Origin of the sequence: Hymenobacter coccineus (assembly GCF_001816125.1) — a bacterium.
In the GTDB taxonomy this organism is placed as follows: domain Bacteria; phylum Bacteroidota; class Bacteroidia; order Cytophagales; family Hymenobacteraceae; genus Hymenobacter; species Hymenobacter coccineus.
In genome coordinates this window covers 1-9,333 of the sequence record NZ_MDZA01000089.1, presented here as the reverse complement: position 1 = coordinate 9,333, position 9,333 = coordinate 1, and the positions used below count along the sequence as shown (strand labels likewise).

11 protein-coding genes and 1 pseudogene are annotated in these 9,333 nt (G+C 63.8%); 9 read left to right on the top strand and 3 right to left on the bottom strand.

Features of this window, described 5'->3' with window-relative positions:
• A partial coding sequence (locus BEN49_RS06875) for a cellulose synthase family protein (protein WP_070742315.1) occupies positions 1–1,340 on the top strand: 1,340 nt, incomplete at its 5' end.
• Between the two features lie 37 nt (positions 1,341–1,377).
• Positions 1,378–1,908: a rhodanese-like domain-containing protein gene (locus tag BEN49_RS06870; RefSeq protein ID WP_070742314.1), complete on the top strand. Its 531-nt coding sequence runs from the start codon at positions 1,378–1,380 to the stop codon at positions 1,906–1,908.
• 290 nt (positions 1,909–2,198) lie between these two features.
• Here BEN49_RS06870 and BEN49_RS06865 read toward each other — a convergent pair whose 3' ends face one another.
• The 3 genes from BEN49_RS06865 to BEN49_RS06855 all read right to left on the bottom strand — a co-directional run bounded on the left by BEN49_RS06865 (position 2,199) and on the right by BEN49_RS06855 (position 4,734).
• Complete coding sequence (locus tag BEN49_RS06865) at positions 2,199–2,813, bottom strand: DUF6134 family protein (protein WP_070742313.1); 615 nt, start codon at positions 2,811–2,813, stop codon at positions 2,199–2,201.
• 106 nt (positions 2,814–2,919) lie between these two features.
• Entirely contained in the window at positions 2,920–3,888 is a 969-nt protein-coding gene (arsM, locus tag BEN49_RS06860; protein ID WP_070742312.1) for an arsenosugar biosynthesis arsenite methyltransferase ArsM, read from the bottom strand.
• Positions 3,889–3,933: 45 nt separating this feature from the next.
• On the bottom strand, positions 3,934–4,734 hold the full coding sequence (locus BEN49_RS06855; protein WP_094123117.1) for a DUF547 domain-containing protein: 801 nt from the start codon (positions 4,732–4,734) through the stop codon (positions 3,934–3,936).
• 105 nt (positions 4,735–4,839) lie between these two features.
• Between BEN49_RS06855 and BEN49_RS06850 the strand changes: the two genes are divergently transcribed.
• The 7 genes and pseudogenes from BEN49_RS06850 to BEN49_RS30825 form a co-directional block, all read left to right on the top strand.
• Positions 4,840–5,529, top strand: coding sequence for a TIGR04283 family arsenosugar biosynthesis glycosyltransferase (locus BEN49_RS06850; RefSeq protein ID WP_070742311.1), 690 nt, complete (start codon positions 4,840–4,842; stop codon positions 5,527–5,529).
• On the top strand, positions 5,529–6,554 hold the full coding sequence (locus BEN49_RS06845) for an NAD-dependent epimerase/dehydratase family protein (RefSeq protein WP_070742310.1): 1,026 nt from the start codon (positions 5,529–5,531) through the stop codon (positions 6,552–6,554). Before BEN49_RS06850 ends, BEN49_RS06845 begins: the two co-directional genes overlap by 1 nt.
• Complete coding sequence (locus BEN49_RS06840; RefSeq protein ID WP_239691847.1) at positions 6,547–7,374, top strand: SDR family oxidoreductase; 828 nt, start codon at positions 6,547–6,549, stop codon at positions 7,372–7,374. The genes BEN49_RS06845 and BEN49_RS06840 overlap by 8 nt, the downstream gene beginning before the upstream one ends.
• Before the next feature lie 56 nt (positions 7,375–7,430).
• On the top strand, positions 7,431–7,763 hold the full coding sequence (locus tag BEN49_RS06835) for an arsenosugar biosynthesis-associated peroxidase-like protein (protein ID WP_070742308.1): 333 nt from the start codon (positions 7,431–7,433) through the stop codon (positions 7,761–7,763).
• Between the two features lie 90 nt (positions 7,764–7,853).
• Positions 7,854–8,900 carry an arsenosugar biosynthesis radical SAM (seleno)protein ArsS gene (arsS, locus tag BEN49_RS06830; protein ID WP_070742316.1) on the top strand — a complete coding sequence of 349 codons (1,047 nt, stop codon included), beginning with the start codon at positions 7,854–7,856 and terminating at the stop codon, positions 8,898–8,900.
• Between the two features lie 96 nt (positions 8,901–8,996).
• A pseudogene (locus BEN49_RS30830) lies at positions 8,997–9,137 on the top strand (hypothetical protein); the annotation flags it as partial.
• A gap of 106 nt (positions 9,138–9,243) precedes the next feature.
• Positions 9,244–9,333 (top strand): hypothetical protein (locus BEN49_RS30825; protein ID WP_369073207.1); only part of this gene is annotated, 90 nt, incomplete at its 3' end.

Below are 9,333 nucleotides of genomic sequence, written 5' to 3'. Positions count from 1 at the left end.
CCACCCTGCCCCCGCCGCCCGCGCCCGCCGCGTGGCCCCTGGTAACGGTGCAGCTGCCCCTTTATAATGAGCAAAACGTGGTGGAGCGCCTGCTCGATGCCGCCGCTGCCCTCGACTACCCGGCCGGCCGCCTGCGCATTCAGGTGCTCGACGACTCGACCGACGCGGGCGTGGCCCTGGCCACCGCCCGCGTGGCACACTATGAGGCGCAAGGCCTGGATATTACGCACGTGCGCCGCCCCACCCGCCAGGGCTACAAAGCCGGGGCCCTGGCCCACGGCCTGGCCGAAACCGACAGCGAGTTCATCGCCATCTTCGACGCGGATTTTCTACCCGAACCCGACTTTCTGCGGCGGGTCATTCCCTACTTCACCCGCCCCGACATCGGGATGGTGCAAACCCGCTGGGGCCACCTCAACGAACAAGTTTCCCTGCTAACCCGCCTCCAGGCCTTCGGGCTGAACGCGCATTTTTTGGTGGAGCAGGTGGGCCGGCAGGCCGGCGGCCACTTCCTCAACTTCAACGGCACGGGCGGCGTGTGGCGGCGCGCCTGCATCGTGGATGCCGGCGGCTGGCACGCCGATACCCTCACCGAAGACCTCGACCTGAGCTACCGCGCCCAGCTGCGCGGCTGGCGCTTCCGGTACCTGCCCCAGGTGGTGGCCCCCGCCGAGCTGCCGGCCCACCTGGGGGCCCTCCAGGCGCAGCAGCACCGCTGGAATAAGGGCGCCGCCGAAACCGCCCGCAAGCACCTCGGCCGGGTGTGGCGCGCACCGGGTTTGGCCTTGGCCACCAAGCTACACGCCACCTTCCACCTGCTCAACAGCTCGGTTTTTGCCGTCATCCTGCTCATGGCGCTGCTGAGCGTACCGCTGGTGTTCGTGCGAGCATACCGGCCCGATTTCGAGCCAGTTTTTCGGCTGGCCGCCGGCTTCGTGCTCACGCTGGCGCCGCTGGCCTACTATTACTACGTGGCCTGGCGGCGGGCGGGGCCCCACGCGGGCCGCTGGTTCGGGCCCACGCTGCTGCTGTTTCTGGCCCTGTCGATGGGCCTAGCCCTGCACAACGCCCGCGCCGTGGTGCAGGGCTGGCTGCGCCAGGCCTCACCCTTCGTGCGCACCCCCAAGCTGGGGGCCGGGGGCCCCGGCAACGGGGCCGCCTACCGCGCTCACCTGACCACTCCCCTACCCCTGGCGCAGGCCGTACTGACGGCCTACTTCCTGGCGGGGCTGGCAGCGGATTTACACTACGGCAGCTACGGCCTGCTACCGTTTCACGTGCTGCTGGTGGCGGGCTTCGGCACGCTTGCGGGCTACACCTGGCACGAGCGCCGGGGCTAGGGCAACCGGCGGGGGGCGCAGCTACGTATTTCGGGGCATGACCTTCTCCTCCTTTGGGCTGCGGCTGGGCGCTGGGCTGCTGCTGCTGGGCCTGGTGGCCGCCTGCCACAGCCGCCAAGCCGATGCCCCGCCCACGACCAATAAGCTGTACTCAGTCATGCTCAACGGCCTGCTCAAAGAGTCGGTGCCCTTCGTGAGCGTGGCTCAGCTCCAGCAGCTGCCCGGCCCGGTGCTGCTCGATACCCGCGAGGCCCCGGAGTTTGCCGTCAGCCACTTGCGCGGCGCGCGGCTGGTGGGCTACGATAATTTTTCGCTGGCCTCCGTGCAGGACGTGCCCAAAAACGCGCCCATTGTGGTGTACTGCTCGGTGGGTGCGCGCAGCGAGAAAATCGGCGCGCAGCTAAAACAGGCCGGCTTCACCGACGTGCGCAACCTCTACGGCGGCCTCTTCGAGTGGGTCAACGAGGGCCAGCCAGTAGTCACGGCGGCGAACCAGCCCACCAACCGCATACACGCTTACTCGCGCACCTGGGGCATCTGGCTCCAGCGCGGCCAGCCGGTGTATTAAAGGGGTTTCAGAGCCTGTTTTACAGAATTAAAAATGTAGGGCTTACGCACTTTCAGCCCCAGCGGGGCGGCCCGTCGGTAGTAAGAAATTGCTTAATAAAACCAAAGCCCCAGTGGGGCGACCCAATCGTCCGGGTCGCCTCGCTGGGGCTTTCTCGTTTGCTTACGGCCATTTGCTACCGACGTTCCGCCCCGCTGGGGCTAAAAAGCAGCGTGTTGCGTAGGTTCTGAAATGGTAAATCAAAGGCTTTAATTCTATGTTTTTAATTCACTGTTTTTTTGATTTCCTGCCTACTCCGGCAGCAGGCGAATGATAAAATTCTTGAGCGGGTTCTTTTTGATGATGGTCACCAGCTGGCCGTTGGCGTACTGGTACTCGTCCTCGCGCCCGTCGCGCATGGCCTGCCAGCGGCCCACCTGGCCCCGGCTCAGGACGAAATAGTCGCCGAAATACTCTGCAAACGCCCGCGCCTGGCCCGCCGGCGGCTCGCCAAAAAACATATTGGTAACGGCGTAGCGAATGGGCTGCGTTTCGGTGGCCTTGTAGTGGTGCTTGTACTGGTCGGCCACGATGTCGTAGTGGTCGCCCTTCCACTCGGCCCGCGAGGCAAAATCGCCCTGGTTGGTGTGCGCCTCCACCGTCGAGAGCAGCAACTGACCGTTGCGGAAACGGTTGGTTACCTGGTAGTAAATTTTGAGGTGGTAGAACAGGAAGTTCACCTTCACATCGCTCACCAGCGCATACGTCACGTCGGGGCCCACCGGGGCCTGGCGCGTGGCCGTCATCGTCCCCACCCGCAGGCCCGCCACCTCAATGCCGTAGTGCCGCACCTCGGCCGCCGCGGCCTTGGGGCCCTGGGCGGCCGCTGCCAGGGGTAGGGCGCTGAGCAGTATTTCATTTAGCATTTAGCAATTAACATTTAACGCCTTCGTTATTAATAAATAAGAACCTGCAACGTACCGCAGCATGCTACGAATTGTTAAATGTTAATTGCTAAATGTTAAATGGAAATTAGCAGCAACCGCCGCCGTCATAGTGGTAGGTCGAGGGCGAGATGAAAATGTCGTCGCGGCCCAGCGCGGCCAGGGCCCCGGCGGTTTTGTCGCACACGGCCAGGGGCTGGTTTTGCATCAGCACGTGGCCTTTGTGGTCATCAAAATATTCGTCGCCGCCGTAGAAAATGGCGGTGCGGCCTGTGAAAATGCAGGGCCCATCGGCCGGCATGGGGTCCTTGATGGCGCAGACTTCCACGCTCTCGATAAATATCACCTCGTCGGTGGCGTAGTGCTGGGGCGAGAGCACCCGGTAGGCGCGCTTAGCCCGCACCTCAATGGTGCCGAAGCCGACTTCGGCAATCATATCGAGGTACTGTTGCAGGGGCAGCGAGCCGGTGAGGCACAGGGCCCGCAGGCGCTCGTCGGCGCGCAGCTCGTCGCTCATGGGCTGCTCGCAGGTGGGGTCCGACATCACGAGGCGGCCGTGGGGCTTGAGCACGCGGTAGGTTTCCTGGAGGGCGCGCCGGAGGTCGTCGAGCTTGAAGATGTTGAACAGGCAGTTTTGGGCCGCCACGTCCACGCTCTCGTCTTCGACGGGCAGGTGCAGGGCGTCACCAGCGCGCAGGTCCACAAAGTCGCTTTTAAACCAATCGTTCTCTTGCTCAGCCGTTTGCATGTTGGCGCGCGAAGCGTCGAGCATTTCGCTCACCACGTCCACGCCAATTACGGCCCCCGGGCGGCGGCTGAAGTAGGCAAATTGCAGCAGCTCCATGCCGCCGCCTACGCCCACGTAGAGCACGGTGGGCGAGTTGGTGAGGTCGCGCGGGTTCACGGTGCTGCCGCAGCCGTAGTTCATGCTCAGCATGCGCGGCGGGATGCTCAGGCCGGGCAGCTGCCACACGGGGTTGGTGGTGCAGCACAAGCCCACCTGGGGCTCCTGGGCCGCCTGGCGGTACACGTCGGCGGTGGTTTCTAAGTAACTCATCTTCGGGTTTTAAGGTAGCATAAGCTAATGCTTATGTAACAAATTCTACTGCTTGTTCAGGTTCCAGTTGTAGTCCAGATAGCTAATCTTGGTGTTGTCGTCCATCTTGGTCGTGGAGTAGCGGTTGACCCACTTCGCCACCGACTGGCCGTTCTTCTGCCAGTCGCCCTTGTACCAATCGAAGTACTTCGAGAGCTGGGCCTCCGACTTACCAATCTTGTTCTTGGCCGGGTTGTTCAGAAAGTCGCGGCCCTGGTCGTCGAGCTGCTTTTCCAGCTGGGCGGCCGTGTAGGCCTCGTTGCGCAGGCGCGGGCACGAGATGGACGCGCACACCAGCGTGAAGTGAATGCGCGGGTCGTCAAATTTCTTGCGCAGAATGCCGTGCTCGATGTTGTCGAGGCTCATGTTTTCGCCGCCGATGCTGAAAAACTTGCTCGCCCAAGGCGTGGTCACGAACGGAATCTTGATTTTTGAGCCAATGTCCTTGATGCTCTCGACCGGGTAGTGGTTGAGGATGAGGCGGATGGTGTAGGCGTTGTAGGCATTAATCCAGTAGGCCATCTGGTCGGCCTTGCTCCAGTTGGCCGCCGGCGGGTTCTTACTCAGCAGGGTCAGGTACTGATTGAAAGCCGCCTCGTCAGCCTTAAAACCCTTATAATCAACCAGCCCCTGGGCGTTGACGTGCTTTTTGAGCAGCTTGTCGTAGGGGCTGTGGTCGACCAGGGCCCCGGTGGCGGCCACGGTGTAGGTGGGCGTTGGCACGGGGTTGAGGCCGGGCACTGCCACGGCTACGGCGGTGAGCGTACCGGCGGCCAGCACCAAAGCCGCCAGGGTCGAGGTTTTCATAAGTTTGTTCATCGCTGTACTATACGGCAAACTACGGCCGGAAAGATTGCCGGCGGTAAGTGGCGGCGCTAGTAGCTTCGCGGCTTCCCGCCATTTCTCCGCTTAATGCTCAGCATAATCATCCCCACCTACAACGAAGCCGCCAACATTAGCCGGCTGGTGGGCGACCTGCGCCGCCACGCCCCACCGGGCACCGTGGAAATCCTGGTGGTGGATGCCAATAGCCCCGACGGCACCGCCGAGGCCGCCCGCGCCGCTGGGGCCACGGTGCTACAATCACCCAAGCCCGGCCGCGCCGCCCAAATGAACCACGGGGCCCAACAGGCGCGCGGCAACGTCTTCTATTTCGTGCACGCCGACGTAGGCATTCACCCCGGCTACGTGGCCACCATCGCGGCGGCCGTGGCCCAGGGCCACGCAGCAGGTTGCTACCGCTTCCGGTTCGACTCGCCGCACCCGCTGCTGCGCATCAATAGCTACGGCACTCGTTTTAAAGGCATTATGAGCCGGGGCGGCGACCAGACGCTGTTCGTTACGCGGGCGCTGTTTGAGCACCTAGGGGGCTTCAATGAGCACTTTGTCATTATGGAGGACTTCGAGCTTATCCAGCGCATCCGGCGGGTGGCCAGCTTCCACATCGTGCCACTCGACGTGGTAGTGTCGGCTCGCAAATACGAAACCAACGGCTGGCTGCGCGTACAGCTGGCCAACCTCACGGCCTTCGCGATGTACTTCCTCAAGCAGCCGCCGCCGCGCATTGCGCGCACTTACAAGGCCCTGCTCAACTATCGCTGATGTCCCTGCCACCTCCGCTCCCCCGCGTGCTCGTAACCGGCGCCAACGGCTTTTTGGGCCGCCACCTCGTAGCCGAACTGCTACGCCGCGGCTACCCCGTGCGGGCCCTGGTGCGGCCCGGCAGCGCGGCGAGCCCGGCGCTGCCGCCCTTACAGGCGCTGCCCATTGAGGTAGTGGAATTTGACCTAGCTCCCGCGGCCACCAAGGCAACCATGACTAGCCTCGCCGCGGGTTGTGGGGCTATTATCCACGTTGCCGCACTGGCCCAAGTAAATCCCGCCCGTAACCCAGCCGTGGTACTCACCAATCTTAGTGGCACTGAAAATACCCTTCGCATGTCGCGGCAGCCTGGCATTGAGCGCTTCGTGTACGTGGGCACGGCCAACGTTTTCGGCTTTGGAACCAAAGCCCACCCCGGCGACGAAACCCGCCCCTACACCGGCCGCCGCTACGGCCTTGACTACATGGACAGTAAGCGCGCCGCCACCGACCGCGTGCTGACCGCCGTGGCCCGCGAGCAGCTGCCCGCCGTGCTGGTGCACCCCACCTTCATGCTGGGCCCCGGCGATGCCCGGCCCACCTCGGGCACGCTGCTGCTGGCGCTACACGCCGGCCGCTTGCCCGGCTACCCCCTAGGGGGCAAAAACTACGTGCACGTGCACGACGTGGCCGTGGCTACCGTCAACGCCCTCACCCAGGGCCGGGTGGGCGAGTCGTATATCCTTGGCAATGAGAATCTGAGCTATAAAGAGGCTTTTGGGCTAATGGCCGAAATACTGGGGGTTAGGGCCCCGCGCTGGCCGGTGCTGCCCCCGCTGGCCAATTTCTACGGCGTAGTATGCGGCCTCAAAGCCCGCCTCACCGGCCGCCCGGCCCAGGTAAATTCAGGCATGACGGCCGTGGCCAACGACGGCCATTACTTCACCGCCCAAAAAGCCCGCACCGAGCTGAGCCTGCCCCAAACCCCCGTCTCCCAAGCTGTGGCTGATGCTTTTGCCTGGTTTAAAACCCACGGCTATGTCTGACAAAAACACGCTTCCGCTGGCGGGCCAGGTCGCCCTGATTACGGGGTCCGAGTCGGGCATCGGCCGCGAAACGGCCCGCGCCTTTTGCCGCCTAGGGGCCGCCGTGGTGCTCAACGGCCGCCAGGCCGAGCGCCTCGAAGCCACCCGCCAGGCCCTGGCCGCCGAGGGTTACCGGGTGGCCGCCTGCTTGGCCGACGTGACCGACTACACTGCCTGTGAAGGGCTCGTGGCCACGGCTCTGGCCCATTTCGGCCGGCTCGACATCCTGATTGCCAACGCCAGCATTTCGCAGCGGGCCTACTTCGCCGACATGCAGCCGGCCGTGTTCCGGCAGGTGCTCGACAGCAACGTGTACGGCGCGGTGTATCCACTCAAGGCGGCCCTGCCGCACCTGCTTGCGGCCCAGGGCAGCGTCACGTTCATTTCCTCCATCTCGGCCCTCAACGGCATGCCCAGCGGCTCGGCCTACTGCGCCGGCAAGGCCGCGCTGGCCAACCTGGCCCACACGCTGCGCCTGGAACTAGCCGGCACCGGCGTGCATTTCGGGGTAGTGCACATCGGCTTTACCCAAAATGACCCCGACAAGCGCGTGCTCGACGCGGCCGGCCGGCCCGTGCCCATCGCGCACCGCTCGCCGCGCTGGCAAAAGTCGCAGGCCGAGGTGGCCGCCATCATCCTGAGCCACGTGCGGCGGCGGCGGCGGCGCACCGTTATTTCGGCCCTGGGCCGCTTCATTTTGGTGGTGCATTCGCTGCTGCCCCGCCTCGGCGACTGGGTGGTGCTAACTTCCCAGCGCCGAATGCGCAATTTTTACGAATAGCCCGCCGGCAATCTACCCGCTGTCCTTTCTTCGTATTTTACTAAAATCCCCCCCGCATGGAAACGTACTACAACCCCGCCGACCTCAAGAAATTCGGCAACATCGGCGAGTTTCAGAAGGAGTTTGCCGATAAATTCTTCGCCTACTACGGGGCCGTATTCGCCGAAGGGGCCCTCACGGCGCGCGAGAAGTCGCTCATTGCCCTGGCCGTGTCCCACGCCGTGCAGTGCCCCTACTGCATCGACGCCTACTCGGCCGACACACTCGAAAAAGGCTGCACCGAGCCCGAAATGATGGAAGCCGTGCACGTGGCCGCCGCCATTCGCGGCGGCGCCACCTTAGTCCACGGCGTACAGATGATGAATAAGGTCAAAGAGTTATCGATGTAAAGTAATAGCGTGGACTCTGCGAGTCCGCGCGTTGTTAGGTTATCCAACGTTCCCACGCGCGGACTCACAGAATCCACGCTACTAACCATGATAAAATCTCTCAAAGCCACCGGTAACCAGTTTGCCGATTCGGCTTTCCAGCTCACCGTGCTGCGCCAGGAAGTGGTGGATGTGCTGCACCTGCCGCCCTTCCACCAGAAGATGCGGGAGGCGAACTTATTCCCCCTGAAGCCGGTGGCCCCGGCGGTGCTGCAAATCAACGTGGGCAAGATGTGCAACCAGGTGTGCAAGCACTGCCACGTGGACGCCGGCCCCGACCGCAAGGAAATCATGACCCGCGACACGATGCAGCTCTGCCTCAACGCGCTGGCCACCACCGATATTCCGACGGTGGACCTCACGGGCGGCGCGCCCGAGATGAACCCGGATTTTCGGTGGTTTGTGGAGCAGATTTCGGCCTTGGGCCGCAAGGTGCTGGTGCGCTGCAACCTGACCATCATCGTGGCCAACAAGAAGTACCACGACCTGCCCGAGTTTTTCAAAAAGCACGGCGTGGAAGTGGTCAGCTCCCTACCCTTCTACTCGGCCGATAAAACTGACCGCCAGCGCGGCGACGGCGTGTTCGACGATTCCATCAGGGCCCTAAAAATGCTGAACGCTGTGGGCTACGGCCAGCCGGATAGCGGCCTGACGCTGAACTTGGTGTACAACCCGGCCGGCGCGTTCATGCCGGGGCCCCAGGCGGCCCTGGAGCGGCAGTTCAAGCAGGCCTTGCTCAAGGACCACGGCATTGTGTTCAACCAGCTTTTTGCCATCACCAACCTGCCGGTGAGCCGGTTTCTGGACTACCTCGTGGAGTCGGGCAACTACGCGGGCTACATGGAGAAGCTGGTGAACGCCTTTAACCCCACCGCCGCCGCCGGCGTGATGTGCCGCGACACCATTTCGGTGGGCTGGGACGGCGGCCTCTACGACTGCGACTTCAACCAGATGCTCGACCTGCACGTGGCCAGCACCAGCCAGCACATCCGCGACTTCGACGCCGCGGCCCTGGCCCAGCGGCCCATCGTAGTCAACCAGCACTGCTACGGCTGCACCGCCGGCGCGGGCTCCAGCTGCGGCGGCACCGTGGCGTAGGGGCCCCGGCTCCCTTCAGCCTTTTTTCTATCTGAGTCAGTCGCCCGCGCCCCACGTGGGCGCTTATTTTGCCAGGCCCCTACCCGGCCCACTTGCATGACGCCTACCCTCCGCCAATGCCTGCTGGCCGAAGTGCTCGGCACGGCCTTTTTGCTGATTTTTGGGACGGGTGCGGTGGTGGTGGACGAGCAGGCGCACAACATTGGCCACGGCGGGGTGGCCGCCGCCTTCGGGCTCATCGTGCTAATTATCATTCAGGGCCTGGGGCACGTGAGCGGCGCGCACGTCAACCCCAGCCGTCACCGTTGGCTTCTGGGCGGCGGGGCGCTTCCCGGGCCGCCGGGTGCTGCCCTACGTGCTGGCGCAGCTGCTGGGGCCCTGCTGGGCAGCGGGGCCGTGGTGGCTGCTGGCGGCCCCGGCTCGTCGGCTGGGC

Bases quoted from the DNA above. Each gene is read 5' to 3' on its own strand.
- BEN49_RS06870 (WP_070742314.1), top strand. From the start codon at position 1,378: ATGACCTTCTCCTCCTTTGGGCTGCGGCTGGGCGCTGGGCTGCTGCTG.
- BEN49_RS06865 (WP_070742313.1), bottom strand. From the start codon at position 2,813: ATGCTAAATGAAATACTGCTCAGCGCCCTACCCCTGGCAGCGGCCGCC.
- arsM (WP_070742312.1), bottom strand. From the start codon at position 3,888: ATGAGTTACTTAGAAACCACCGCCGACGTGTACCGCCAGGCGGCCCAG.
- BEN49_RS06855 (WP_094123117.1), bottom strand. From the start codon at position 4,734: ATGAAAACCTCGACCCTGGCGGCTTTGGTGCTGGCCGCCGGTACGCTC.
- BEN49_RS06850 (WP_070742311.1), top strand. From the start codon at position 4,840: ATGCTCAGCATAATCATCCCCACCTACAACGAAGCCGCCAACATTAGC.
- BEN49_RS06845 (WP_070742310.1), top strand. From the start codon at position 5,529: ATGTCCCTGCCACCTCCGCTCCCCCGCGTGCTCGTAACCGGCGCCAAC.
- BEN49_RS06840 (WP_239691847.1), top strand. From the start codon at position 6,547: ATGTCTGACAAAAACACGCTTCCGCTGGCGGGCCAGGTCGCCCTGATT.
- BEN49_RS06835 (WP_070742308.1), top strand. From the start codon at position 7,431: ATGGAAACGTACTACAACCCCGCCGACCTCAAGAAATTCGGCAACATC.